Consider the following 26,738-nt stretch of genomic DNA (forward strand, 5'->3'; position numbering starts at 1 on the left):
CCATGCGCATCTTCACCGCGATGCTGGCGACCGAGACCAACACGTTCTCGCCGGTGCCGACCGACATGGCCAGCTTCCGCGCCGGCCTGTACGCCGGGCCGGGCCAGCACCCGCCGACCCCGACCCTGTGTTCGGCCCCCATCACCGTGTTGCGGCAGCGCGCGCGCGCGGAGGGCTTCGAGCTGATCGAAGGCACCGCCGCATGGGCCGAACCCGGCGGCATGGTGCAACGCGCCACCTACGAACACCTGCGCGACGAGATCCTCGAGCAGCTGCGCCAGGCGCTGCCGGTACAGGCCGTGGTGCTCGGACTGCATGGCGCGATGGTGGCGCAGGGCTATGACGATTGCGAAGGCGATCTGCTGCAACGGGTCCGGGCGCTGGTCGGCGCCGACACCATCGTGGCCGCCGAACTCGACCCGCACAGCCACCTGACGCCGCTGCGCGTGCGCAGCGCCGATCTGCTGGCCGCCTTCCTCGAATTTCCCCATACCGACTTCGTCGAACGCGCCGAGCATCTGGTCGAGCTGACCCTGCAGGCCGTGGCCGGCAGCATCCGTCCGCGCCAGGCCGTGTTCGACTGCCGGATGATCGACGTGTTCCCCACCAGCATCGAGCCGATGCGCGGCTTCGTGGACCGGCTCAAGCGCTTGCAGGGCCACGACCGGATCCTGTCGATCTCGGTGATCCACGGCTTCATGGCCGGCGACGTCCCCGACATGGGAACCCAGGTGCTGGTCGTGACCGACGATGCGCAGGCGCAGGGGCTGGCACTGGCGCGGACGCTGGGCGAGGAACTGTTCGCGCTGCGCGGGCGCACCATGGTGCGCCAGTACGGCATCGACCAAGGCCTCGACCTGGCGTTGCAGGCCGTCGCCGCGGGATCCGGCCGTCCGGTGGTGGTCGCCGATGTCTGGGACAACCCGGGCGGCGGCGTGGCCGGCGACGGCACCTTGATCCTGCACCGCATGCTCGAACGCGGCATCGACGACCTGGCGCTGGCGCCGTTGTGGGATCCGATCGCCGTGTCGTTCTGCCACGCCGCCGGCGTCGGCGCGCAGTTGACGCTGCGCTTCGGCGGCAAGTGCGGCGCCACCGCCGGGGCACCCATCGATGCGGACGTGCAAGTCATCGCGCTGTCCCAGGATGCCTGGCAGAGCTTCGGCGACAGCCGCGTGCCGCTCGGCAGCTCGGCCACCGTGCGCCTGTGCGGCAGCCGGATCGACGTCGTGCTGACCTCGCATCGCGCCCAGACCTATTCGCCGGACGTCTTCTCCAACCAGGGCGTGGACGTCGCCGGCAAGTCGCTGCTGCTGGTCAAGTCGACCAATCACTTCCATGCGGCGTTCGCCCCCATCGCCGCCAAGGTGATCTACATCGACGCCGGCGCCCCGTATCCCTCCGATCCGCGCCGCACCGACTATCGCAAGCTGACGCGTCCGATCTGGCCACGCGCGGAAGATCCGCACCACCTGGACGCGACCGTCATCGCGGCGCGCTGAGAGCAACCTCCGCCGGGCGCGACCGGTGGAGCGTGCCACGGCGCCGGCCGCGCAGTGGCGATGGCATGCGGCGCCCGCCGTGCCGCGTTTCGCACCGTGCCAGCCCCTTCCCGCCGTTGTCCGTGTGCGTCAATCGGCACGCCTGCGTGTCCACATCATTGCAGCGGCATGCGTCGCGCCATGGCGATTCACGCCGTGTTCCCGGCCACCATGCGCCGGCACCTGCGTGTCTGCCGTCGGTAGACAAGTGGTCGCGTTGCACGGCTCGTTAACGCCGCGCCGCCCAGGATCGGGACTTCCGTCGCTGACGGTGCCGACGCGCACCGCGATGGCACCGCGACGTCTCTTCCGCCACCGCATCGGAGCGATCTTCCATGGCCAGCAGCAAGCGCAAGCCCAGCGATTCCGTTTCCACCACCGCCACCGCCGACCAGCGCGGCCACGGCGACGAACTGCACCAGCAGGCCGGCGGCACGCATCCGCCATTGACCACCAACCAGGGCATCCCGGTCGCCGACAACCAGAACTCGCTGCGCGCCACGCCGCGCGGGCCGACCCTGCTGGAAGACTTCATCCTGCGCGAGAAGATCACCCACTTCGACCACGAGCGCATCCCCGAACGCATCGTGCACGCGCGCGGCAGCGCCGCGCACGGCTACTTCGAGTTGACCACCTCGCTGGCCAAGTACACCACCGCCAAGCTGCTCACCGAGGTCGGGGTGAAGACGCCGGTGTTCACCCGCTTCTCCACCGTCGCCGGCGGCGCCGGCTCGGTGGACACGCCGCGCGACGTGCGCGGCTTCGCGGTCAAGTTCTACACCAAGGAAGGCAACTGGGACCTGGTCGGCAACAACATCCCGGTGTTCTTCATCCAGGACGCGTTGAAGTTCCCCGACCTGATCCACGCGGTGAAGATGGAGCCGGACCGCGGCTTCCCGCAGGCGGCCAGCGCACACGACACGTTCTGGGATTTCGTGTCGCTGATGCCCGAGTCGCTGCACATGATCATGTGGGCGATGAGCGACCGCACCATCCCGCGATCGCTGCGCATGATGGAAGGCTTCGGCATCCACAGCTTCCGCCTGCTCGACGCGGAAGGGCGCAGCACCTTCGTCAAGTTCCACTGGCGCCCCAAGCTCGGCCTGCAATCCACGATCTGGGACGAGGCGGTGAAGCTGGCCGGCGCCGATCCGGACTTCCACCGCCGCGACCTGTTCGAGGCGATCCAGCGCGGCGACTTCCCGGAATGGGAGCTGGGCGTGCAACTGTTCACCGAGGAGCAGGCCGACGCCTTCCCGTTCGACCACCTGGATTCCACCAAGCTGATCCCCGAAGAGCTGGTGCCGCTGCAGATCGTCGGGCGCATGGTGCTGGACCGCTGGCCGGACAACTTCTTCGCCGAGACCGAGCAGGTGGCGTTCTGCCCGGCCAACATCGTGCCCGGCATCGACTTCTCCAACGACCCGCTGCTGCAGGGCCGCCTGTTCTCGTACCTGGACACCCAGCTCAGCCGCCTGGGCGGGCCCAACTTCCACCAGTTGCCGATCAACGCGCCCAAGTGCCCGTTCGCCAACATGCAGCGCGACGGGCACATGCAGATGGGCGTGCCCAAGGGCCGCGTCGCCTACGAACCCAGCTCGCTGCAGGCCGACAGCCCGCGCGAGACCGCGCGCGGCTTCGTCAGCCACCGCACCCAGCCCGACGACGGCGCCAAGGGCCGCGTGCGGGCCGAGAGCTTCGCCGACCACTACAGCCAGGCGCGGCTGTTCTACCGCAGCCAGACGCCTCCGGAGCAGGCGCACGTGGCCTCGGCGCTGGTGTTCGAATTGTCCAAGGTCGACACCGCGCACGTGCGCGAGGCCGTGGTCGGGCACCTGCGCCACGTCGACCCCAAGCTGGCGCAGCGCGTCGCCGACGGCCTGGGCCTGAACACGCTGCCGCCGGCCCCGCCGGCCGCGGTCGCGCCGCAGGACCTGCCGCTGTCGCCGGCGCTGCAGTTGATCGGGCGGATGAAGCCCACCCTGCAGGGGCGTGCGATCGGCATCCTGATCGACGATGGCTCGGACGCGAAACTGGTGCGCGACCTGCGCAAGGCCGCCACCGACGCCGGTGCGGCGGTCAAGATCGTCGCGCCGAAGCTGGGCGGCGCCACTCTCAGCGACGGCAAGCGCCTGGCCGCCGACGGCCAGCTGGCCGGTACGCCGTCGTTCGTGTTCGACGCGGTGGCGGTGGTGCTGTCGGCCGAGGCCGGCAAGCGGCTGAGCAAGGAGTCGGCGGCCATCGACTTCGTCAGCAACGCCTTCGCCCACCTCAAGGCGATCGCCGCCGACGCCGGCGCGCAGCCACTGCTGAAGGCCGGCAACGTGCAGAAGGATACCGGAGTGGTCGACGCCGGCGACAGCAAGGGCTTCATTGCCGCCGCCAAAACCCGTCAGTGGAACCGCGAACCGAAGCTGCGCCTGCTCGCCTGAGGGGCGCTGCGCCCCGCGCCACGCCCGCACTCCGCGGGCGTGGCCGCGCTGCCACGCTGGCCGGCCCTTCGAGAATCGAACGCGGCCATGGCACCCGGGCGGTGCGGGGATGCCCCCCGCTCCGGCACCGGCGCGCCCTCGTTGGCCCGGCTCGCCCCACGCGCGCGGCCACCGATCGAGGCGGGCCATCGGCCCCTCGGCAGGCTGCCGACAACGGCCTGGTCAATTTTTCGCCACCCCTCTTGACACTGTTGTGTCACGGGCCGGCGTCGGGGTTATCCACACCTTTATGCAGAAGTCATCCACACCCCCTGTGGACAACGGCGCACGGCGGCCCTCACCTCGGCCAGACAGCCAAGTAATTGATTCAGAACAAAAAGGAATGTCACGCACTTGACAAGAAGCAAGGAAGCGGCTTCTGCGCGGCCGCCCGGCGCGCACGGCGGCAAAAACTTATCCCGAACCCGAGCGTGGCCCGTCCAGCGTCATCCCAGGTGAAGCGGGCGTGAATTTTGACGGGCACGCGACGGACGGTACGCCGGTTTCCCGGCAGCGTTGTCGCACCGGCCGGCATCCCCGGCCCGGGAGAACATGGCCACCGCGTCGATGGTGCGCCGCAACACTTCCACAGGGTCCGCCCCCCTCCCCCCGCGGGCGGCGCCGCCGCACCGCCCGCCTGAAGCGGCGCCGCGGCGGTAGGCGCATTACGCACCGGTGCCCATCGCCTATCCCGTCGCCTGTGCGGTCAGGCGCGTGGGGGCTCACACCAGGACGTCGCCGTCGGCCGCCGGCAGCAACGAGTCGGCCAGGCGGCGCTCCATCTGCTTGAGGTAGTCGCTGAAGCCCCCCCGGGCCCGCGCCACGCGCCGCGCGCTGGTGATCACCACCGGCTGCGCACGCCGCGCGATCCGCGCCTGCGCGCGCACCATCGCCTCCACCAGCGCCACGTCCTCGTGCGCGGCCAGCGGCAGGAAGCCGCCGCAGCGCAGGTACAGCTCGGCGCTAAAGCCCAGATTGGCGCCGTGCACGTGCGGGTGGTCGTCGCGACGGCATTCGCCGGCAAGATAGGCCTCGCGCAAGGGCGTGCCGTAGTCGTCCCAGTCGGTGACCGTGACAATGCCGCAGAACGCATCGCTGGCGCAGTCCAGCTGCGCCGACAGCCAGTTCGCCGGCACCACGGAATCGGCATCGGTACAGGCCAGCCAGCGCGCGCCGGCGGCCAGCGCCGCCTGTGCCGCGGCCGCGCGCGCGCTGCCCACATTGCCGCTCTGCAGCGCGATGGCGTGCGCGCCATGGGCGGCGGCGATCTCGGCGGTGCCGTCGCGGCAGCGGTCCAGGGCGACGAAGACCTGCACCGCCTCGCCATGCAGGCCGGCACATTGCGCGGCCACCGCCACCGAACGCAGGCAGGCGCCGATCAGCACCTCCTCGTCGTGCGCCGGAATCAGTACGGCGATCACCGCAGCCGCTCCGCCGCGGCCACCGAATACGGCGTGGCGCTCCAGGCTTCGAGCAGCACGTCGTCGTCCTCGTAGCGGAACAGGCGCGGCAATTCCAGGGCCTGCGCCAGACAGGCCTGCACGGCGCGTCCGTCCATGCAGGCCTGTGCGAACGGGTGCAGCCAGTGGCAGGCGACCAGCACGCCCTGCTCGCTCAGCGAGGCGCGCAGGCGCCGGGCGCAGTCCTGCAACTGCGGCAACGGCAGGTAGTAGCCGACTTCGCTGAACACGATCAGGTCAAAACGGCCCGGCGGCCAACTGCGCGGGTGCTCGGCCTGCCGCACCTGCACCTGCGGCAGGCCGGCCGTGCGCTGGGTCGCCAGGGCCACCGCGCGCTCGGACAGGTCGGTGGCCAGCAGCGCATCGCAGCGCGGCGCCAGCGCCGCGGTCAGTTCGCCGTTGGAGCAACCGAGTTCCCAGGCCCGAGCGAAGCGTGCGCGCGGCAGGCTGGCCAGCAACAACGCACGCTTGCGCGCCTCGTACCAGCGCTCGCGATAGCCGAACGGGTCGTCGTCGCGGTAGATCGCACCGAAATAGGCCTGCAGCGCGTTCATGCGACGACCACCTCGAAGCGGCGAGCGAAACGTTGCAGGACCTGCGGCGGCAGGATCGGCGCCGGCACCGGCGGCGGCGCGGTGCCCAGTTGCGAGGCGAAGCACTGCAGCGCTTGTTGCTTGGCGCGCCAGTCGGCGTCGCCGAGACCGTAGCGGACCGCACCGTGCAGGGCCGGCGGCGCGTCGGGCTGCAGCCAGTGCCAGGCCCAGACCGGGAACTCGGCCATGCGCGATGCGCTGGCGGCCACCGCATCGCGCACCGCCCCGGCGCAAGCCTCGTGATCGGGATGGCCGTCGTGGCGCCAGGTGGTCAGCACCAGGTCGCCTGGCTGCAACCGTTCCTGCAGACGCTCGGCCAGCACCGACGCATGCCGGCCGACCTGGCCGTCGGGGAGGCCCAGATGCTCGATCGTGGCGGGATCCACGCCCAGGCAGCGCGCCGCGGCGGCCAGTTCGGCGCGGCGCACGGTGCGCAGGCGCTGTGGCGTCCAGTGCGGGTCGTGCGGATAGCAGGCTTCGCCGTCGGTGACCGCGATCAGGCGCACCGGCAGGCCCAAGCGGCGCGCGCAGGCGACCACGCCACCGCAGCCCAGCGCCTCGTCGTCCGGATGCGGCGACACCACCACCAACCGTGCTGCGCCGGCGATCAGATCCTCGACCGGGCGCTGCGGCAGGGACGCCAACCACGGCGAGCGCCGCCATGCCGACTCCGGCGTGCCGTCGCCATGGATCTGCGGCCGCGCCGCGCTCACAGCCGCCATGGCCGCACCTGCTCGCCCAGCGCCTGGCCGAGTGCGGCCCAGTCGTGCTCGGCATGGCTCTGCCGCACGAACAGCGCCAGATCGGCGCAACGCATCGCGTGTTCGCGGTCGCTGCACAGCGGCGCCGGCCCGAGCGCGCGGCCGACGCGATCGAGCACGTCGGTGGCCGCGCGCTCCACGAACGAACGCAGCCGGATCACCGCGTGCCGATGCGCCTGTTCGGGCGCGGCGTCGATGGCCGCGGCCAGTTCGCGCAGCAGCGCGCGCGCCGCGCCGAGCTGCTGGTCGATCACGCCCAGGTGCATCGCCGCGTGCGCATCGCGCTGCAGCTTGGGATGCGCGCGCAGGCGCTCGGCCACTGCGCACGCGGCGCCGTACCAGCAGGCCGCGATGCCGGCGCCGCCATGCCAGAACCCGGGGCGTTGCAGGTATTGGTCCGGCGCGCCGACTGCAATCGCCGGCACCGCCTCGAACGTCACCGGCCCGCTGACCACGCGGGCCATGCCGACCGCCGCCCAGGCCTGCGTATCGATGGCGATGCCGGGATCTCGCAGATTCACCTGAACCAGCTGCGGGCGTTCGGCCGCATGCGCGGTGAGCAGGGCGTGGTCGACGAAGCCGGCACCGGAGCACCACGCCTTGCGGCCGGAGACCTCGCCACGCTGCGCAGCGCCACGATAGGCCAGGCGCGCATCCGGCGCCTCCGCGGCCCACACCGCGAACAATTGCCCCGGCGGCGGCGCCACCGCGCCGAGTTCGGCCAGGATCGCCTGTGCGTCGTAATGCGCCTCCAGCACCTTGGCCAGGCACACGTCGGTCGCGGCGATCTCGGCCAGGATCCGCCAGCGATCCAGGGTGTCGCCGCCCCCCGGGAACGGCAGCTGCGGATAGCGCACGAGCGCCTGCAGCGCGGCGCCGCGCAGGTCGTCGGCATCGCCGAGGGCAGTGGGGGAACGCAATGCGGCCAATCGAATCCTCTCTGCAAGGCGTAAGGCAGCACGGACACTGGCCGTGCTGTGGAACGTGGAAGGCATTGCGAGGAATGGAGCCATCACAGCAGCACGCGCGTGCACCGTGTGTGCATGCCACCTTGGCGCGCCTCCTCTGAGCGTTCATGCATCCGGCCTGTTGCGCCACGCCACGCCACGCCCAGGTGCATAGGAGCGGTGGCGCGGCGCACCGGTTACGGCGTCAGGATCACCTTGCGGCAGTCCTGCTCCTTCTTGTCGAAGATCGCGTAGCCCTGCGCCGCCTCGGCCAAGCTCAGGCGATGGGTGATGATCTCGTTCGGGCGCAGCCGGCCCTCGCCGATGTGCTCCAGCAGTTCCGGCATGAAGCGCTGCACGTGGGTCTGGCCCATCTTGAAGCTGAGCCCCTTGTCGAAGGCGTCGCCGAACAGGAAGCCGTGGATGAAGCCGGCATACACGCCGGGCACGCTGACGGTGCCGCCGCGGCGGGTGGCGGCGATGCACTGGCGCAGCGCGGTGCCGCTGCTGCCTTCCAGCTTCAGCGTGGCCATCACCGTCTCCACCGTGCTGCCCTTGGCCTCGAAGCCCACCGCGTCGATGCTGGCGTCCACGCCGCGGCCGTCGGTCTGGCCGACGATGACGTCGGCCGGATCCTCGATCTCCTCGAAGTTCAACGGGATCACCCCGTAGGTGCGCTGGGCGAAGTCCAGCCGGTACGGATAGCGATCGACCATGAAGATGCGCTCGGCGCCGAGCATGCGGCAGCAGGCCGCGGTCATCAGCCCGACCGGGCCGGCACCGAAGATCGCCACCGTATTGCCCTGGCGTACGCCTGCATTGACCGCGGCCTGGTAGCCGGTGGGCAGGATGTCGGAGAGGAACAGCACCTGCTCGTCGTGCAGCACGTCCGGCACCACCAGCGGGCCGACATTGGCCTTGGGCACGCGCACGTACTCGGCCTGGCCGCCGGCCACGCCGCCGTACAGATGGCTGTAGCCGAACAGCGCCGCCGGCGGGCGGATGCCCTTCTGGTTCAGCGCCGCGCCCTTGCCGGTGTTGGTGGTCTCGCACGCGGCGTATTCGGTCAGCCGACAATGGAAGCATTCGCCGCAGGCGATCACGAACGGGATCACCACGCGGTCGCCCTTCTTCACCCGCTGCACGTCCACGCCCACCTCTTCGACCACGCCCATGAACTCGTGCCCGAGCACGTCGCCATTGTGCAGCTCGGGGATCTTGCCGCGGTACAGATGCAGGTCCGAGCCGCAGATCGCGGTGGCGGTGACGCGCAGAATGATGTCGTCCGCCTCGACCAGCACCGGATCGGGAACGGTTTCCACGCGCACGTCCCGGGTGCCGTGATAGGTCAGAGCTTGCATGGGCGTTGTCCTCGTCTACGAATGCGTACGGGCAGTGTTGCGATGCGCGGCGTACAGCGGCGGTGACCATGCCGTGAGTCTGATGTCGCGACTGCGCTGCGTACCTTGCAGGCAGCGCCTTGCGTGCACCTGCGGCCGCTGCATTACCATGCGTCGTCCCCACTGCGAGCCGATGCCATGCCCGACAGCCTCCACGAGCTGCAGACCGCCCAGCGCGCCTTCGCCGAGGCGCGCGACTGGGGCCAGTTCCACAGCCCGCGCAACCTCGCCGCGGCGCTGTCGGTGGAAGCGGCGGAACTGCTGGAACATTTCCAGTGGCTGGACGATGCGCAGAGCCGGCAACTGTCCGCGGACAAGACGCAGCAGGTCGGCAGCGAGATCGCCGACGTGCTGCTGTATCTGGTGCAGTTGTGCGACAAGCTGGGCATCGATCCGATCGAGGCCGCGCAGCGCAAGATGCAGGTCAATGCCGCCAAGTACCCGGTGGAGCGCGCCAAGGGCCGCATCACCAAGTACACCGAACTGTAGGCGCGCGGCCGCGCGCGGCGGCGGCTGACGCGCGGCGACGACAGGCCAGCGCCCATCACCTGGGTCCGCGACAACGCGCCGGATGCGGGTTGCGCTGTGGGCGCGGCTGCAGCCGCGACGGACTTACGGGGAACGTCGCGGGCGCGGCTGAAGCCGCTCCTACAGGATGCGTCTCCTAGGGATTAGAGGTGTTCTGAAGCCGCTCCCACACGGCACGTCCCTGCGCGATGAGAGGTGCCCGGCATGCGCCACGGCGCGGCATATGGCGGCTAGGCGCGGGTGCGCGGACTGCCCTTGCGCGCGGACGTCGTCTTGCTGGCGCGCTTGCTGCTCGCGCGCGTGGCGCTCTTCTTCGCTGGCGTCTTCCTGGCCGTCGCTCGCTTGGATGCCGTCTTCTTCGACGCGGCCTTCTTCGACGCCGTCTTCTTCGATGCAGTCTTCTTCGATGCGACCTTCTTCGACGCCGTCCTGTTCGTCGCCGTCTTCTTTGCCGAAACGGTCTTGCTTGCGGCCTTGTTGGCCGTCGTCTTCCTGGCCGAGGCGGTCTTGGCGGCGCGCTGCTTCGCGGCGGACGTGCGCGTGCCGGCCTTTTTCGCCCGGGTCTGCGCCGCCTTCTTCGCCGCGGCCTTGCGCACCGTCGTGCCCTTGCTCTGTGCGGCCTTCTTCGCGGCCGCCGAGCGGCTACTGGCGCTGCGCTTCTTCGCGGCGCGCTTGGTCTGGGTCGACAGCGCCTCGCTGCCCACGGTCTGCCGCGCCGTCTTGCCCTTGCTGGCGGTCTTGAGCGCCTTCTTGGCGCCGCGCGAACGCGTCGGCGACGGCTTGGCCGGCTTGTCGCCCTTGGCTTCCTCCTGCGCGACCTTCTTCTTGGTGGCCTTCGACGCCGTCTTCGAGGCGCCGGTCTTGACCCCGGCCCGGCGCGCCTTGGACAGGCCGATGGCGATCGCCTGCTTGGTCGACTTCACCTGCGTCTTGCCGTTGCGCACACGATCGATTTCCTCGCGTACGAACTCGCCGGCCTGGGTGGAGTCGGCCTTGCCCTCGCGTTTTGCACGACGCGCGCGGGTGGTGGTGGATTGCTCCGGCATCGTTGCATCTCCTGAAAGCGGCCACGACGGCCATCGGCACCGGGTGTAGCAATGCGCAGGTCAAGAGCAGGCATACGACAGGCGAAGCGCACGTGCATAGGCCTGCACGCCGGCGAGGGCGCGATCAGCCGTCGCGACCGCACAGCGCCGGCGAGTAGGTCTGGATGGCGTGCTGGATCGGCGCGTGGCGTCCGTACAGCAGCGCGCACACCAGCGCCACCGAAACGAGGGCGTAGAGGCGCAGGCGCGCCGGCAGCTGCGGCGCGCCGCGCCATTGCAGATAGCAGATCGTGGTCACGGCCCCGACGAGCACGCCGGCCACGACCTCGGACAGGCTGTGCGCCTGCGCGTAGACGCGGGCGACGGCGATCACGCTGGCGATGGCGAACCCGCAGGCGACTGCTAGTCGCGGCCGCGGGCGGGCGCGCAGGCACAGCATGCACGCCATCGGCCACACGCAGGCAGCAAGCATCGTGTGCCCGCTGATCACCCGGAACTGCAGCGCGCGCAACTCCACGCCGCAGCCGGCGTAGAGAATCTTGGTCGCCCCGACCAGGACCGCGGCGGTCGCCAGCAGGCCCAGCCAGGTGCCGGCGGCACGCCAACCGCCGCCACCCAGTGCCAGCCACAGGGCGCAGACGAGCGCCAGCGGCAGCGTCATCGCCGCGTCGCCGAAGTTGCTGATGTCGGACCACATGCTGGGAGGAACGTCCTTCGGCGTACGCGTCGTTTGGGGCCACCGACGCAGTGCGCCGTGGCTGCCATGATACGGGCGAACCGTCGAACGGGCGGACCGCGGGGCGCAGCGCCGAGGCGGAGCGCAAGCGAAGGCGACGGCAAGCGCGGTCCAGCCCGGGCGAGCCAGCGCCCCATGGGAGACAAGAGATCCCGGCCCTGCTCCAGCCGCCCCCTCGCCACGCGCTCACCGGCATTTCCATCGACCACAACAGCGCCTCGTAGAAACGGCTTCGGCCGCGACAGGCGCCACCGCGAACGCCCATCGCCTCTGAAGGGCATTTCCAATCACCTGCATCCGCCACGCTCACGCCGGATGCAGCGTTCCTGTAGGAGTCAACTGTCATGCCCCAGCGATAACCGGAGGAGCGTACGGGGCCTGATCGCGCGCGATGGCATTGAGCCAGCGCAGGAACTTGTGCATGCAGGCGACGATGGCGACCTTGGCCGGCTTGCCGGCCGCGCGCAAGCGCGCGTAGGTGTTGGCCAAGGGGGATTTGGCGCGGATGCTGGCCCAGGTGGCCATGTACAGCACGCCTCGCACGTCGGCACGGCCGCCTTTGATGCGACGTTGGCCTTTCCAGCAGCCGCTGTCGTGATTGAACGGGGCCAGCCCGACCAGGGCGGCGAGCTTGCGTGGCGGCAGCGTGCCCAGCTCTGGCAACCGCGCGGCCAGGACCGCGCGCAGGATCGTGCCGAGCCCAGGCACCTTGGGCAAGCTCGAGCAGGTCTTGCCCTGCTGCTCGATCTCCTGCGTCAATGTCTGGATCTGCTGGTTCAGCAGGGCGACCACCTCTCGGCAGCGGCGTTGCACCTTGGCGCTGGTGATGTGCTCCAGGCGCCGCCGATGGGCATCGCGCTGGCCCACCAGGGTGGCGCGTAGGTCCAGCAGTTCGCGCAGGGACTGAAGATGCTCGGGCACCACGGTCGTGGGCGTGGCCGGGATGTGCTGGGCGGCGATGGCCAGCAGGCGCGCGTCCAGGGCGTCGGTCTTGGCCTGCAGGCCCAAGGCTTGGGCTAGCTTGCGCGGACGATCGGCGGCCATCCGCACTGCCGGCAGGTCCGCCTCTCGGAGTACCTGCAGCACGGCATGTTCGTAGCCGCCACTGGCTTCCAGCACGATCCGCTCGCAGCCCAGCGCCGCCAGGCGTTGGGCCAGCGCACGCTGCCCCTGTGGCGTATTGGGTTGGGTCCAGGCCTGCTCGTCCGGCAGGACATGAATGACCAGTTCGGCCTTGGATACATCGATCCCGACATAGCGCCGCATAGACGTTCTCCGCAGTAGACTCAGGAACGAGAGCACTCCTGCCGATGCCCATGCTTGTGGAGTTCGAGCTCGCGACTCGGGCAACTGTTCGGGCTGATGAGGCAGGAGATACGGGGTGCGGCGGCGCTGACTCCTACTCGTGCTTGCTGGCACTGCGGCTAAACGGCCTGCCGCACTCCGCTCTCACCTACAACGATAGACCCTCATTTGACACAAGCGGCTTCAGCCGCGACGGAGCTTTACCGGGAACGCCCGTCGCGGCTGAAGCCGCTCCTACAGCACACGCCCCGGCGTCATCAGCGGTGCCCTGATGCCGCTTCTGCAGGACCACCCACACCTGCTCAGGTGCGGCGAAAGCGCCGGGTTGGAGCGCCCCTCAGGTCGCGCGTGCGGCGCGCCGCTCCGCGGCAGCCGCCGGCGCCGGCTCCCAGCCGAACACGCTGCGCCCGCCAAAGGCGTGCGACTGCGCGCGCTCCTCGGCGATGTAGTCCTCCACCGATGGACCGCGCGCGGTCGGTTCGAGCAGGCGCGCTTGCGCGTCCAGGCGGCGGATCGCCTGCAGCTTCTCCTCGCGGCCCAGCTTGGCTTGCGCCACGGCGGTCTTGAGCACGCCGATGGTGTGGTCGTAGACCCGTGTCGGCACCGGGAACGGATGGCGGTCCTTGCCGCCATGGGCCAGCGAGAACCGCGCCGGATCGCTGAAACGGCACGGCGCGCCGTGCAGCACCTCGGCGACCAGCGCCAGCGCGCGCACGGTGCGCGCGCCGACGCCCGGCACCTGCAGCAGGTCGGCGAAGTCGCGCGGTCCGCAGTCGGCGGCAGCGGCCAGCGCGCCATGCAGCCGCCGCACCACGACGTCGCTGCCGCGCACGTCGTGATGGTCGGGCAGCGACAGATGCGGCAGGTCGGCGGGCCGGCGCTCGGGCAGCGCGGCGGCGGCCGGCGCGAACAGGTCGCCGGTCTCCGCGAACAAGGCATCGGCGGCCGAGGCGGTGTCGCCACAACGCGGCGTGGCGCGGGCCGGCGCAGCCGCCACCGGTGTCTGCGCGGCCTCCAGCGCGGCGTATTCGCGGGCGATACGCTCCGGCGCCAGCGTCTGCAGCAGGTCCACCTGCGCCGCCCGCGCCGCCGCGGCGCGATGATCGGCGAGATTGACGATGCGGCCCTGGCGCGGGCCGTCGATCGCCGCATGCGGGGCGTCGACGAAGCTGCTCAGGCCCTCCGACAGCCAGTGGTAGCGCCGCGCCTGCTTGCGCGCGCCGTGCATGCCCTGCTGCACCACCACCCAGCGCCCGTCGTCGCTGACGATGAAGCCATGCAGATACAAATCGAAACCATCCTGCACCGCGGCGCTGTCGACCTTGGCCACCAGGCGGCTGACCCGCGCCAGGTCCGCACCGTCCAGACCGGTGCGCTCGCCCACCGCCTGCAGTTCGTCCGGCGTGGCCCGCGAATGCCGCCCGCGGCCGCCGCAGACATGGATGCCCAGTTCGCCGGACAGCGGCGCCAGGCCGCGCTTGAGCGCACCCAGCACGCTGGTGGTGATGCCGGAGGAATGCCAGTCCATGCCCATCACCGCGCCCAGCGACTGGAACCAGAACGGATGCGCCAGCCGCCGCAGCAGCTCGTCGCGGCCGTAACTGTGCACGATGGCCTGGCACATCACCGCACCGAGCCGGGTCATCCGCTCGCCCAGCCAGTGCGGCACACGGCCGCCGTGCAGGGGCAGATCGGCGCTGCCGGAACGTCGGCTCATGGGGGCTCCGAGAAGGGCGGTGCACCAGGGTAGCCAGTGCCGGTCTCACCGCGCGAGCCGGCGGGCGGACGCAGGCTGAGCGGTTCAGTGCTGGGCGATGCGCAAGACATGTCGAATCGGCGTGACCGTACTTGATCGGTCACGCCCGTCGCGGCTGACGCCGCTCCTAAAGACGCAGGGAGACGCATTGTGGGAGGCGCTTCAGCCCCGACTTCAGGACGCATCGGCCTGCCCACCATCGTGCACTGCGTCACAGCTTTCCGAGCGCCATGGGGTAGCGTTACCGCAGAGCGGAAGGGGAGCTTTGCTATGGCGTTTCGTACCACGCGGCGCGGGCTGTTGCTCGGCGCCGGTTCGTTCGCGTTGCTGTCGCAGGTGCCGATGGGCCTGGCCCTGCCGCGTGCGTCGGCGAAGACACCGGCCTTCATCGATGCGCTGATCGCGCGGATGACGCCGGAAGAAAAGGCCGGGCAACTGACCCTGTTCGGTTCGGCGCAACAGACCGACGCGGCCGCCGCGGCCAACCCGGTCAGCGTGCGGCCCACCGCCGAGGGTCAGTTGGCTGCCGCGCGCGCCGGGCGCCTGACCGGCATCTTCAACGGCTCCAACGTGCGCTGGCACCAGCAGCTGCAACAGGCCGGGCTGGAGAGCCGGCTGCAGATCCCGCTGCTGTTCGCCGCCGACGTGATCCACGGCTTCACCACCGTGTTCCCGGTGCCACTGGGCGAAGCCGCCAGCTTCGAGCCGGAACTGGCGCAGCGCACCGCGCGCGCCGCCGCGCTGGAGGCCAGCGCGGTCGGCATCGACTGGACCTTCGCACCGATGGTCGACATCGCCCGCGATGCGCGCTGGGGCCGCGGCGTGGAAGGCAGCGGCGAGGACGTGCTGCTGGGCCGGCGTTTCGCCGAAGCACGCGTGCGCGGCTTCCAGGGCGAGGGCATCGACCACGCCGACGCATTGGCCGCCTGCGCCAAGCACTTCGCCGCCTACGGCGCCGCCGAGGCCGGCCTGGACTACAACACCGTCGACATCTCCGAACGCACCCTGCGCGAGGTGTATTTCCCGCCGTTCCAGTCCGCGTTCGCGGCCGGCGCGGTGACCACCATGGCCTCCTTCAACGAGTTGTCCGGCGTTCCTGCCACCGCCAATACCTGGCTGTTGAGCCAGGTGCTGCGCGGCGAATGGAACTACAGCGGCCTGGTGGTGTCCGACTACACCGGCGACCTCGAACTGGTCGCGCACGGCTACGCCCGCGATGCGCGCGACGCGGCGCGGCTGGCGTTCCTGGCCGGGGTGGATATCAGCATGCAGAGCGGGCTGTACCTGCAGCACCTGCCCGGCTTGGTCGCCGCCGGCGCGGTGCCGATGGCGCGGCTGGACGCTGCGGTGCGCCGCGTGCTGCGCTTCAAGGCCGCGCTGGGCCTGTTCGACGATCCGTTCCTGCGCATCGTGCCCGAGCGCGCGCAGGCGCGGCAGCGGCGCCCGGAGACGCTGGCGCTGGCACACGAGGCCGCGCGCAAATCGGTGGTGCTGCTGAAGAACGAGGGCGAGCTGCTGCCGCTCAAGCGCCAGGGCCAGCGCATCGCGCTGATCGGGCCGATGGCCAACAACTGGGTGGACAGCGCCGGCCCATGGACCTTGTTCGGCGGCGACGACAGCGGCAACGACCTGGCCACCGCACTGCGCGCGCAACTGGCCGATCCGGCCGCGTTGCAGGTGGTGGAAGGCTGCACGTTCGAGCGCGCGCTGCCGGGCGGCGTGCAGGCCGCGGTGGCGGCGGCGACCGCCGCCGACGTGGCGATCCTGGCGATCGGCGAGCCGCTGCGCTACTCCGGCGAAGCGCAGTCGCGCACCGAGATCGTCATCCCCGGCGTGCAGCAGTCGCTGCTGGCGGCGGTGGCGGCCACCGGCACGCCGGTGGTGGTGGTGCTCAGCAATGGCCGCGCACTGGTGCTGGACGGCGCGGTGCTGGACGCGCCCGCGATCCTGGTCAGCTGGTTCCTCGGCTCGGCCTCCGGCCCGGCCCTGGCCGACATCCTGTTCGGCGTGCACGGCCCCTCCGGGCGCCTGCCGGTGAGCTTCCCGCACGAATCGGGGCAGTCGCCGTACTACTACGCGCACAAGCCCACCGGCCGCCCGGATCCGCGCCCGAACGCGCTGACCCCGTTCACCACCCACTACCGCACGGTCTCCAACACCGCGCTGTTCCCGTTCGGCCATGGCCTCACCTATGGCCGCATCGAGTACGGCGAGCTGACCTTGAGTGCGCCGCGGCTGGCCGCCGGCGGCACGCTGAAGATCGCCGCGCGCATCCACAACCGCGGCCAGCGCGACGCCGAGGAAGTGGTGCAGCTGTACGTGCGCGACCGCAGCGCCAGCATCACCCGCCCGGTGCGCGAGCTGAAGGATTTCCGCAAGGTGGCGGTGCCGGCCGGTGGCAGCGCCAGCGTGGAATTCGTGCTGCGCCGCGAGGACCTGCTGTTTATCGGCCAGGCGCTCAAGCCGACGGTGGAGCCGGGGCAGTTCGACCTGTGGGTGGCGCCTTCGGCGCAAGCGCCGGGGCTGTCGGCCAGTTTCGAACTGCTCGGCTGATCGGCAGCGCGGCGGGTGACGATGGCGACCGCTCAGGCCGCCATCGCAGCCTGAGCGGCAGAGACCCAGCCGGCGCTTCACGTCATCGGCACTGCGCGCTCACGCGCTGCTGCCGCGCGCAACGCTCAGATGGGGACGTCGTCTGCCGCGACCTCGCGCTGCGCGCACTCGATCCATCGCATCCGCAGCGCATGCGCAGACGACGCCGCACCGGCGGCGCCCGCGAAGCGCGCCACCGCGTCCTCCCCCCTATCAGGAGCCGCGCCATGCACGATCACGATCCCGACCACTCCGCCGGCCGCCGTCGCGCGCTCGGCGCCCTCGGCAGCGGCCTGGCCGCCGGCGGCGCACTGGCCATGTCCGCTGGCGCCAGCGCGCAGCCCGCGGGCGCCACCGGCGCCGGCGCCGCCCGCCCGCCGATGCAGAACCCGCGCACGCAGTATCCGCGCCCGCCGTTCGATACGCCGAAGCAGGAATGGCCCGGACTGGCCTCGAAGATGGTGCCGGTGCCCGACCATGGCGAGCGCAGCTATGTCGGCTCCGGGCGCCTGACCGGGCGCAAGGCGCTGGTCACCGGCGGCGACTCGGGCATCGGCCGCGCCGCGGCGATCGCCTTCGCCCGCGAGGGCGCGGACGTGGCGATCAACTACCTGCCGCAGGAAGAACCCGACGCGCGCGAGGTGGTCGCGCTGATCCGCGCGGCCGGGCGCAAGGCGGTGGCCATCCCCGGCGACCTGCGCGACGCCGCATTCTGCAAGCAACTGGTCGCGCAGGCGGTGCAACAGCTCGGCGGCCTGGACATCCTGGTCAACAACGCCGCGCGCCAGACCGCGCAGAAGTCCCTGCTGGACATCGACGACCAGCAACTGGACGACACGCTCAAGACCAACCTCTACGCGCTGTTCTGGGTGACCCGCGCCGCCTTGCCGCACCTGCCGGCGGGCGCGGCGATCATCAACACCGCCTCGATCGTCGCCGACGATCCGCCCGAATCGCTGCTCGACTACGCCACCACCAAGGGCGGCATCGTCAGCTTCACCAAGAGCCTGGCCAAGCAACTGGCCCCCAAGGGCATCCGCGTCAACGCGGTCGCGCCGGGGCCGTACTGGACGCCGCTGCAGCCCAGCGGCGGGCAGTTCATGGACAAGCTCAAGACCTTCGGCGCCGACGGCCCCACCGGCCGCCCCGGGCAGCCGGCGGAGATCGCCCCGATCTACGTGCTGCTCGCCTCGCAGGAATCCAGCTTCACCACCGGCAGCGTGTTCAGCAGCGTCGGCGGGCGCGGCAACGTGGGTTGAGGTGCTGATGATCGATGCGACATGAGGCCTCATGTGGGAGCGGTTCTACGTGGCCTTGCGGCCATCCGGAGCCGCTCCTGCAGAAACCTGCGCTGCGTTGCCTGAGTGCACTGTGGGAGGGACTTCAGTCCCGACGCCTTCCAAGGTCAGGTACACGGAAGGCCTTGTTCGTCGCGGTATGACAGTTGATCCTGCAGACGCCTCGTGGCATCGGACCAGGCAAAGGCCATGAGCAATCGCGCATCGGCCATCACCCCACCAACTCCGCCGCCAGGAACGGCGCCGTGCGACTGTCCGCCTGCCCTGCCACCGCTTCCGGCACACCGGCTGCAACCACCTTGCCACCCGCCCCGCCCGCTCCCGGCCCCATGTCGATGATCCAGTCGCTGGCCGCGGCCACGCGCATGTCGTGCTCCACCGCCACCACCGTGTTGCCCGCCTCCACCAGCCCGTGCAACTGCCGCAGCAGCGTGTCCACGTCGGCCGGATGCAGGCCGGTGGTGGGCTCGTCCAGTACGTACACGGTGCCGCGGCGCTGCGCGCGCTGCAGTTCGGTGGCCAGCTTGATGCGCTGCGCCTCGCCGCCGGACAGCTCGGTGGCCGGCTGGCCCAGCCGCAGGTAGCCCAGGCCCACATCCACCAGCACCTGCAGCGGCCGCGCGATCGCCGCGTCGTCGGCGAAGAACGCCAGTGCCTGCGCCACGGTCATGCGCAGCACCTGCGCAATGTTGTGGCCACGCAATTCGATCTCCAGCGTCTTGGCGTTGTAGCGCGCGCCATGGCAGGTGGGGCACGGCGCATACACGCTGGGCATGAACAGCAATTCCACGCTCACCGCGCCCTCGCCTTCGCAGGTGTCGCAGCGGCCCTTGGCCACGTTGAACGAAAAGCGCCCCGCGTCGTACTTGCGCTTGCGCGCCGCCGGCGTGGCCGCAAAGCGCTTGCGCACGTGGTCGAACAGGCCGGTGTAGGTCGCCAGGTTGGAGCGCGGCGTGCGCCCGATCGGCACCTGGTCCACCTGCACCAACCGTCGCACATGCTGCAGGCCATCGGCGATGTAGCCATCGGTGGCGACGCGCGCGCCGCGCTCCAGCGGATCCAGTTCCTCCTCCGCCTCGGCGGGCGTCTGCCCCAGTTGCGTGCCCAGCAATTCCACCAACGCCTGGCTGACCAGCGAGGACTTGCCGGAGCCGGACACGCCGGTGACGGTGGTGAACACGCCCAGCGGGATGTCCACGTCCAGCGCGACCACGTTGTTGCGGCTGACCTGGCGCAACTGCAGCCAGCCCTCGGGCATGCGCGGCGCATGCGCGGCGGCCTGCGGCTCGGCGAACAGGTAGCGGCGCGTGGACGAGGCCTGCACCTGCGCCAACCCGGCCGGCGGACCGCTGTACAGCACCCGCCCGCCGTGCTCGCCGGCACCGGGACCGACATCGACGATCCAGTCGGCATGCCGGATCACGTCGATCTCGTGCTCCACCACGAACAGCGAATTGCCCGCGCCCTTGAGCTGGTCCAACGCGCCCAGCAGCGCCTGCGTGTCGGCCGGATGCAGGCCCGCCGACGGCTCGTCCATCACGTAGACCACGCCGAACAGTTGCGAACGGATCTGCGTGGCCAGGCGCAGCCGCTGCAGCTCGCCGGGCGACAGCGTCGGCGTGCTGCGCTCCAGCGTCAGGTAGCCCAGCCCCAGCGCCTCCACCACCTGGATCCGCGCCAGCAGGTCCTGGGCGATGCGCTGCGCGGCCAGCGCCTGCTCCGGATGTCGCGAACGGCCCTGCATGCGGCCTTCCGCCGCGGGCCGCAACAGCTCGGCCACCTCGCCGAGCGGGCGCTGCGACAGTGCGCCGATGTCCAGCCCGGCGAAGGTCACCGCCAGCGCCTCGCGGCGCAACCGCTTGCCGTCGCAGCTGGGGCACGCGGTGCTGATCAGGTACTGCGCCACGCGCTTCTTGATCAGCGCGCTTTGCGTGCTGGCGAAGGTGTGCAGCACGTAGCGGCGCGCACTGCTGAAGGTGCCCATGTACGCCGGCTCCTGCTTGCGCTTTAGCGCGCGCTGGGTCTCGGCCAGGCTGAAGCCGGGATACACCGGCACGGTCGGTTGCTCGTCGGTGTACAGGATCCAGTCGCGGGTCTTCTTCGGCAGCTTCGCCCACGGCACGTCGACATCGTGGCCGAGCGTGGTGAGGATGTCGCGCAGGTTCTGCCCATGCCAGGCCGGCGGCCACGCCGCCACCGCGCGCTCGCGGATGCTCAGCGAACGGTCCGGCACCATCGACGCCTCGGTGGCGTCGTAGATGCGTCCCAGCCCGTGGCAGGTGGGGCAGGCGCCGGCCGGTGTGTTCGGCGAGAAACCGTCGGCGTGGATGATGCCCTGCCCCGGCGGATATGTGCCGGCGCGCGAGTACAGCATGCGCAGCGAGTTGGAGATGGTGGTGACGCTGCCCACCGACGAACGCGTGCTCGGCGCACCGCGATGCTGCTGCAGCGCCACCGCCGGCGGCAGGCCGTCGATGGCGTCCACGTCGGCCACGCCGGCCTGGTCGATCAGGCGCCGCGCATACGGCGAGATCGAATCCAGGTAGCGGCGCTGCGCCTCGGCGAACAGCGTGCCGAACGCCAGCGACGACTTGCCCGAGCCCGACACCCCGGTGAACACCACCAGCGCATCGCGCGGCAGCTCGACGTCCACGTCCTTGAGGTTGTGCTCGCGCGCGCCGCGGACACGCACGAAGCCGGAAGCGGCGGAAGCGGCGGAAGCGGAAGGCGAGGACATGGGCAGGACCGGCAACGCGAAGGAGCGCGCAAGCTTAGCCGGTCGGCCGGCATGAGCGCGTCGCGGCGGCTACGCTGCGGCGTGTACCGCCCGCCGTCGGCGCACGAATGGCGCGCCGCAGCCGCTGAGATAGGCTTAGCCCAACGCAGGCGCCGCCAGCGTGTCGGTGTCCTCGTCGCGCGCAGCCAGTGTCTGCATCCGCGTCACCGCGCTGGTGAAAGCGCGCAACACCGCCACGCCGCGCTCGGCGTAGATCGCATGCAGCGCCTGGTAGTACCACAGCGTGCCGTCGCGGCCGGCGGTGAAGCGATCGAACACCGCCGTGCCGACCTCGGGGTCTTCCAGGTCGGCGACGATGCTGCGCGCGTTGTAGAGCTTGTCGCAGGCCGACACCAGCAGCACCGCGTCCGGCGCCTCGGCCAGATGCGCCAGATACGCCTGCTTGCGGATGCGCCAGTCGCGGCGTTTGGCCGGCACGTCGGTCTGCGCGGCCTTGCGTTCGGCCGTGGCGTCGGTACAGGCCATCACCATGTCCGCCACCGCCTCGCCGAACTGCGCGCGGATCACCGCCTCGTGCCCGGCGCCGCAATCCTCCACCACGTCGTGCAGCAGCGCCGCGATCGCCTGGTCCTCGTCGCCGCCGGCCTCCAGCACCAGCGTCGACACGCCCAGCACGTGGCTCAGATACGGCACCGTGCCGCCCTTGCGGAACTGGCCGGCATGGGCGATGCGCGCGTAGTCCACGGCGCGCGCGTAACGTTCGGTGAGAGCGGTCATGCGGCGATCCTGACGGAACAGGCCGGCATTATCGCCAAACTGGCCGAGCTGCGGGCGTGGAGGCGATCGCGGGCATGGCGCCCGTTCAAGTGTTCCCGCCCCCGACACGGCGGCGCGGGCCGCTCGATCGGCCACGCCATGGCCGACGTGCCGGAGCTGGCGCTGAACGGCCGCCTGTACGCACCGCACCGCTGGCAACCCACGCACGCAGCCGACGTGCCGCATCCGAGCGCTTGCCCTGCACGCCGCCATGCCGCAGCGCCTGCACATTACTTTTCCCCCGCACCGCGTTAACGTGGTGCTTGGAAAGATGGAGCGGCCTGTCCCAACCGACCGCTCGATCGACAGACACGCATGAACGCAGCGCCGAGGATGCTAACCGCCATGACCACCCGCACCGCCCACGCCGTGGACGATACCGCCACCGACAGCGCCCCCACCCCGCCGGCACGCCGCGCCGCCATCTCCAGCCGCGCCGCCGCACATAGCGTGTACCGCTCACCGCTGGCCGAAGCCGAAGTAGGCGACGAAGCGCTGCGCCTGCGCGAACAACGCACCAAGCGCGCGGCGCAGGTCGCCGCGGTCGGTACCGTCGCCGCCTTAGCCGCAGTGGCGCTGATCGCGTGGCGCCGCGCACGGCGCTGACGGCGCAGCGATACAAGGCGCATTCGGCCTACTAGTGTGCCGAGCAGGAAGCTCGCCGCCGCCCACGCAAGGAACGTCCCCATGACGCCATGGCGCCGCATCACCCAATTCGCCGGCCTGGCGCTCCTCGCCAGCGCATGCAGCCTGCCCGCTGCCGCCCGCAGGACGCCCATGGCCTCGGCGGTCCTCAGCGTACCGGCCGACCTGCCCAACCAGCGCCTGTTCGATTGCGCCGAATCCAGCATCGCCACCCTGTCCGAGACCAGCAGTTCCTGGCCCAAGGTCACCCGCGAAGACCCGGCCAAGGGCATCCTGGAGTCGGGCGACTTCCCCGAAACGAACCGCAGTGGCTTTCGCCTGCGCCTCGAGCGGCCGCCGGGCGCCAACCAGGCCAAGCTCGCGCTCAAGGGCGCCGGCGCCTATTTCGTCGACCTTGGCGTCGACAAGGCGATGCAGGATCTTAAGACCGCACTGGGTCGCTGCGTCGCCACGCAACCACACTGAGTCCCCCCGAAACAAGGCGGTTCTGATCCCCGCTTCCTTCATATCGACCAAGGAAGGACACGACCATGCCCAATTACGCCATCGAAGCCCGCTCGCTCGGCGTCATCGGCATCGCCGGCCACGCCTTCTGGGTACTGCGCGACGAATACGGCAAGGCCGTGGCGGAACTGCATGGCCTGGCGACTGACCGCCAGACCGGCCAGGCCATCCCGATCGGCACCGACGCCACCCGGCACTCGCTGCGCGCCTGGCACTACCCGCACGATCCCGCCTACGCCCACTCCATCGGCGAGAAAGTCGACAGCACCACCTACATCCGCGACGACCAACCGGCGCGCACGGTCGCCACCGGCGACAAGCACGAGATCCTGGAACGCTGGAACACCACGGTGCGCGCCGTGCCGGAACTCAACGCGCAGGACCGCGACTATCCGAACTACGGCTTCAAGGTCTTCGGCAAGACCGTCAACAGCAACTCCGCCTACCGCACCTTCGGCGAACTGATGGACGTGCCTGTGCAGCGCTTCCCTGGACGACTTGAACCGGGCATTGGCAACCGTATGCTGTCGCCGGAAGGCACCGAGGAACTGCGGTATCACGCACCCAAGAGGCTGGGGCATGATGGTCTAATTCGGCATGCGATGCATCCACTTTCGCAGTGACGCCAGGGAGGAGTACATAGCATGAAAAGAATTGAAAAAATCTTACTCGCCTTGGCGCTAACCGTTTGTTCAACCTCCTGTGCAACCACTGGCCTGGCAGCCAACACAAGCCAAGGAAGATACATGAACTCGAATAATGAAATGACTGCAGCCGATCTTGGACATCGCTTCCTATCGATGATCGAGAGCACGCAGAATTTCAACGATCTATCGGCGAAATCGATTCAGTCCGCCATTGGAGCGACCTTCGAGGGAGACGAAAAATCGGGGGCTTATGCACTCAAATTGCCAGATGGGAAGTGGCAATACGGAATAACATACAACTTGGACAGCGAACTTCACGAATACTCGAACGTAACGATTGAACTGATCAAGGCGACCAATTCAGCCGATGAAAGCAATCCCCCTTGCGACCTTGGCCTTGAGGAATACGACCACGCCCTGAAGGCGGCGGGGTTCAGTACCAGGCCCAGTACGCAAAACGAGATCGGCGGGCTCGTGGCGCTGCACTACAGCCGCAACAACATGCATGTTCAGATCGTCCCCCAGCACCCAAATTCGACCTGCGTCAAAGCGATCAGCATCCAGAAATTTGGGGAGTGACCGTAGTGGCAAACGTCAACGCTCAGTTAGAGGCCACCTTGGCTCGGTTTGCCAACCAGCCGGGAGTGACCGCCGATCAAGAAGCGAAATTACGCGCAACAATCACCGCAGACCGGGATCTCACACAGCGCCTCAACCAGGCAGCCGCCAATGGTCATCTGACTGGGTTTGCCTTGGGCCCGAGCGGTTCGGAAACCTTGACCGGGTCTTACGACAAGGCGTCCGGCGTCGTCACCCTCCCGGCCCTCGAGCCCGGACCGGCCGCTGCCGAAGCGTTGCGCGGATCTCTGCGCCTACAGGAAATGAGCGTACGTTTCGCCCACAGCACTTATGTAGACGCCCACCAGCAAAGCCAGCCCGTGACCCAGGACATGGTCACCAACCTGCAAGCAACGATCAACAGTTCGCCCACACTGGCAAATGAAATGCAGCGGGCGGTAACCACGGTCGATAGCAACACCAGTCCCGACGGTCAACGGCGCATGTTGCTTGAGAATTTCGCGCCACTCAGCGGAACCGTCGCAGGCGGTACGTTCAATCCTGCCGACAAGACGATGAGCATCCCACCCACCACACTGGGGCAGCCACCCAGCCAGTTCAATCGGTACGACGCCACGGACCTGACGTTTGTGTTGGGACACGAGACACAGCATGCCTTCAATCAAGTCAGTATGGCCGCTGCCTATCGGCAGTTCGACGAAGCAGCCAAGGTCATCGCCAGAGACAACAACCCGATCAACGACTACACATTGGCGGTTGAACAGTTGGTCGGAAGCAACCGGCAAGACGAAGCCAAAGCCCAGATTGCAGGATGGAACGCCTTGCTGGACAGGGTGAAGCAGCGCAATCCCGGTGCAGACCTGACGTCGATGATGACGCTTCGCAATAGCCGTCTGGATGACTTTGTCGAGCCCAACCCGTCCAACATCAGGCAAGCCCAAGCAAAGCCGGGCTTGACCTTCAATACCGACGGTTCGCTCCCGATGACACCCGGGAACATCGCCACAGAAGCCAGCTACTACTTCGACAAAAGCCCAAAGGGCACTCCCGGTCTGTCGCCAAGTCAGACGACCAGCATCGGCTACCACGGCGACTCGGACTACCCCAATTACTACGGCGCCGGCGCCGTGAGCCGCGCGATTGCGATCGATCGCGCCTATGCGCACCCGGTCGGCGGCGTCGCGCCGCAAATGCATCTGAACATGCAGCGCCTGCACTTCAACGAGACCTTGCTGGAGCGCAACGGCATCACCTTGCCGCAGGCCACTGCGGCCACGCCGCAGGAATACTGGGATACCAGCACCACCCCGCCAACGCGGGGACTGCTGCAACACACCCGGGACTCGCACCAGCACATCAGTCCGACGCCCGAGCTTGATCTGCCGCCGACAGGACATGCCCAACCGGGCGATCCTGCACATCCCGACACCCCCTTATTCGAGAAGATCCGCGAAGGCGTGCGCGGGCTGGATCGACAAGCCGGCAAACCGTGGGACGAGAACAGCGAGCGACTGAGCGCGAGCCTGTTGCTGCTGGCAGGCGAAAAGGGCTTCACCGCAAGGGACGACCTGAAGATCGCCTCCAACACGCCTACCGCCACCCTGGGGAGCGGCGAGGTGGTGCACCTGTGGCGCACCGGCCACCTATCGCCCGATCCCGCCGCGCACCGCGCGCACATGCCCATGCAGGACGCGCTCGCGTTGCCGGCGGAGCAGCGCTTCGCGCAGTTGGAGGCGGTACAGCAACAAGCAAGGTCAGAGGAAATGCAGCGCAGCCAACAGCAGGAGACTGTGCAAGCGCAATCGGCGCCGGTACGTTTGATGTAGGTGCCGCAAGCCCGCCTATCCTGCGCCAGCGCGGGCGCGGCATCGGACCAGCTACGGCGATGCTGGCAGCCGCGAGCGACGGGCTGCACGACAGCTTCAACTCCATCGAACAGAAATCGCACGCAAGAGCGAATAGCAACTCGCCTACCGCCGACGAGCATCTATCATGGCGCCCTGCTATCGGCTGCATAGCGCTGTGCCTGATGCGGGGACTGACGCTGCGCCGGCCACGACACTTCGCGGAGCACCATGTCCAGCTGCTCCGCGAGCAGTTCCATGCACACCGCCATTTCTCCCGCACGCACCTTCGGTGCGGCCTCGCATTCTTCGGCCACGCTGCGTGGCTCTGCCAGCCGTGCGGGGAACTTGATGAAATCGCCCCCCCGCACCAGCCGGAATTGGCTCTCTTCGGGCAGAAAATAGCCCGCCATTTCAAGGGCGTCCGTTCTGTACTCCGACATCGTCGCCTCTCCTTCCATGAAGTGGCCGTCCACCGCCATGGCGGACGGGAAGTCGGGAGGCTAGAAACCGCGTATAGCCGGTGCGCTTA

Annotated in this window: 21 protein-coding genes and 1 pseudogene; 10 read left to right on the forward strand and 12 right to left on the reverse strand. The window is 69.5% G+C overall.

Translation table 11 applies throughout. The features are described 5' to 3' along the window. Positions 1–2: 2 nt before the first annotated feature. Together NKJ47_RS16005 and NKJ47_RS16010 are read left to right on the forward strand one after the other, a co-directional pair. Positions 3–1,502 (forward strand): M81 family metallopeptidase, encoded by a 1,500-nt coding sequence (locus NKJ47_RS16005; RefSeq protein ID WP_254458814.1) that lies wholly within the window; start codon positions 3–5, stop codon positions 1,500–1,502. A gap of 374 nt (positions 1,503–1,876) precedes the next feature. Next, complete coding sequence (locus NKJ47_RS16010) at positions 1,877–3,973, forward strand: catalase (RefSeq protein WP_254458815.1); 2,097 nt, start codon at positions 1,877–1,879, stop codon at positions 3,971–3,973. A 761-nt stretch (positions 3,974–4,734) separates the two neighbouring features. Here the strand turns inward: NKJ47_RS16010 and NKJ47_RS16015 are convergent. From NKJ47_RS16015 to NKJ47_RS16035, 5 genes are all read right to left on the reverse strand, one after another. Further along, positions 4,735–5,433, reverse strand: coding sequence for a glycosyltransferase (locus tag NKJ47_RS16015; protein WP_254458816.1), 699 nt, complete (start codon positions 5,431–5,433; stop codon positions 4,735–4,737). Next, positions 5,430–6,026, reverse strand: a complete 597-nt coding sequence (locus NKJ47_RS16020; protein ID WP_254458817.1) for a class I SAM-dependent DNA methyltransferase — start codon at positions 6,024–6,026, stop codon at positions 5,430–5,432. Before NKJ47_RS16020 ends, NKJ47_RS16015 begins: the two co-directional genes overlap by 4 nt. After that, complete coding sequence (locus NKJ47_RS16025) at positions 6,023–6,787, reverse strand: PIG-L deacetylase family protein (RefSeq protein WP_254458818.1); 765 nt, start codon at positions 6,785–6,787, stop codon at positions 6,023–6,025. Before NKJ47_RS16025 ends, NKJ47_RS16020 begins: the two co-directional genes overlap by 4 nt. Beyond that, the gene (locus NKJ47_RS16030; RefSeq protein WP_254458819.1) at positions 6,775–7,755 is read right to left on the reverse strand and encodes an acyl-CoA dehydrogenase; all 981 of its coding nucleotides are present in this window, start codon (positions 7,753–7,755) and stop codon (positions 6,775–6,777) included. The genes NKJ47_RS16025 and NKJ47_RS16030 overlap by 13 nt, the downstream gene beginning before the upstream one ends. Positions 7,756–7,970: 215 nt before the next feature. Continuing rightward, on the reverse strand, positions 7,971–9,134 hold the full coding sequence (locus NKJ47_RS16035) for a zinc-dependent alcohol dehydrogenase (protein ID WP_254458820.1): 1,164 nt from the start codon (positions 9,132–9,134) through the stop codon (positions 7,971–7,973). 177 nt (positions 9,135–9,311) lie between these two features. Between NKJ47_RS16035 and NKJ47_RS16040 the strand changes: the two genes are divergently transcribed. After that, a complete protein-coding gene (locus NKJ47_RS16040; RefSeq protein ID WP_254458821.1) occupies positions 9,312–9,662 on the forward strand; it encodes a nucleotide pyrophosphohydrolase in 351 nt (116 codons plus the stop codon). A 590-nt stretch (positions 9,663–10,252) separates the two neighbouring features. Here the strand turns inward: NKJ47_RS16040 and NKJ47_RS16045 are convergent. From NKJ47_RS16045 to NKJ47_RS16060, 4 genes and pseudogenes are all read right to left on the reverse strand, one after another. Next, positions 10,253–10,747: pseudogene (locus NKJ47_RS16045) on the reverse strand (DUF6496 domain-containing protein); the annotation flags it as partial. Positions 10,748–10,871: 124 nt separating this feature from the next. Continuing rightward, positions 10,872–11,444: a phosphatase PAP2 family protein gene (locus NKJ47_RS16050; RefSeq protein WP_254458822.1), complete on the reverse strand. Its 573-nt coding sequence runs from the start codon at positions 11,442–11,444 to the stop codon at positions 10,872–10,874. 381 nt (positions 11,445–11,825) lie between these two features. Beyond that, on the reverse strand, positions 11,826–12,749 hold the full coding sequence (locus NKJ47_RS16055) for an IS110 family transposase (RefSeq protein WP_254458495.1): 924 nt from the start codon (positions 12,747–12,749) through the stop codon (positions 11,826–11,828). Positions 12,750–13,125: 376 nt separating this feature from the next. Further along, on the reverse strand, positions 13,126–14,505 hold the full coding sequence (locus NKJ47_RS16060; RefSeq protein ID WP_254458823.1) for a DUF763 domain-containing protein: 1,380 nt from the start codon (positions 14,503–14,505) through the stop codon (positions 13,126–13,128). A gap of 309 nt (positions 14,506–14,814) precedes the next feature. Here NKJ47_RS16060 and NKJ47_RS16065 point away from each other — a divergent pair, with 309 nt between their 5' ends. Together NKJ47_RS16065 and NKJ47_RS16070 are read left to right on the forward strand one after the other, a co-directional pair. After that, complete coding sequence (locus NKJ47_RS16065; protein WP_254458824.1) at positions 14,815–17,097, forward strand: glycoside hydrolase family 3 N-terminal domain-containing protein; 2,283 nt, start codon at positions 14,815–14,817, stop codon at positions 17,095–17,097. 419 nt (positions 17,098–17,516) lie between these two features. Next, the gene (locus NKJ47_RS16070; protein WP_254461448.1) at positions 17,517–18,395 is read left to right on the forward strand and encodes an SDR family oxidoreductase; all 879 of its coding nucleotides are present in this window, start codon (positions 17,517–17,519) and stop codon (positions 18,393–18,395) included. A 250-nt stretch (positions 18,396–18,645) separates the two neighbouring features. On the opposite strand, the gene NKJ47_RS16075 is transcribed toward NKJ47_RS16070, so the two are convergent. Together NKJ47_RS16075 and NKJ47_RS16080 are read right to left on the reverse strand one after the other, a co-directional pair. Continuing rightward, positions 18,646–21,171, reverse strand: a complete 2,526-nt coding sequence (locus tag NKJ47_RS16075) for an excinuclease ABC subunit UvrA (protein ID WP_254458825.1) — start codon at positions 21,169–21,171, stop codon at positions 18,646–18,648. 135 nt (positions 21,172–21,306) lie between these two features. Continuing rightward, a complete protein-coding gene (locus NKJ47_RS16080) occupies positions 21,307–21,948 on the reverse strand; it encodes an HD domain-containing protein (RefSeq protein WP_254458826.1) in 642 nt (213 codons plus the stop codon). Between the two features lie 384 nt (positions 21,949–22,332). On the opposite strand from NKJ47_RS16080, the gene NKJ47_RS16085 reads away from it, so the two are divergent. From NKJ47_RS16085 to NKJ47_RS16105, 5 genes are all read left to right on the forward strand, one after another. Further along, positions 22,333–22,593, forward strand: a complete 261-nt coding sequence (locus NKJ47_RS16085; protein WP_254458827.1) for a hypothetical protein — start codon at positions 22,333–22,335, stop codon at positions 22,591–22,593. 81 nt (positions 22,594–22,674) lie between these two features. Continuing rightward, complete coding sequence (locus NKJ47_RS16090) at positions 22,675–23,097, forward strand: hypothetical protein (RefSeq protein ID WP_254458828.1); 423 nt, start codon at positions 22,675–22,677, stop codon at positions 23,095–23,097. A gap of 65 nt (positions 23,098–23,162) precedes the next feature. After that, entirely contained in the window at positions 23,163–23,759 is a 597-nt protein-coding gene (locus tag NKJ47_RS16095; RefSeq protein WP_254458829.1) for a hypothetical protein, read from the forward strand. Between the two features lie 21 nt (positions 23,760–23,780). After that, complete coding sequence (locus NKJ47_RS16100) at positions 23,781–24,362, forward strand: hypothetical protein (RefSeq protein ID WP_254458830.1); 582 nt, start codon at positions 23,781–23,783, stop codon at positions 24,360–24,362. A 5-nt stretch (positions 24,363–24,367) separates the two neighbouring features. Further along, a complete protein-coding gene (locus tag NKJ47_RS16105; RefSeq protein ID WP_254458831.1) occupies positions 24,368–26,188 on the forward strand; it encodes an XVIPCD domain-containing protein in 1,821 nt (606 codons plus the stop codon). 164 nt (positions 26,189–26,352) lie between these two features. Here NKJ47_RS16105 and NKJ47_RS16110 read toward each other — a convergent pair whose 3' ends face one another. Next, positions 26,353–26,649 carry an XAC0095 family protein gene (locus tag NKJ47_RS16110; protein ID WP_254458832.1) on the reverse strand — a complete coding sequence of 99 codons (297 nt, stop codon included), beginning with the start codon at positions 26,647–26,649 and terminating at the stop codon, positions 26,353–26,355. Positions 26,650–26,738 lie beyond the last annotated feature (89 nt).

The sequence above is a fragment of the Xanthomonas sacchari genome, assembly GCF_024266585.1.
GTDB classification, from domain to species: Bacteria; Pseudomonadota; Gammaproteobacteria; order Xanthomonadales; family Xanthomonadaceae; genus Xanthomonas_A; species Xanthomonas_A sacchari_C.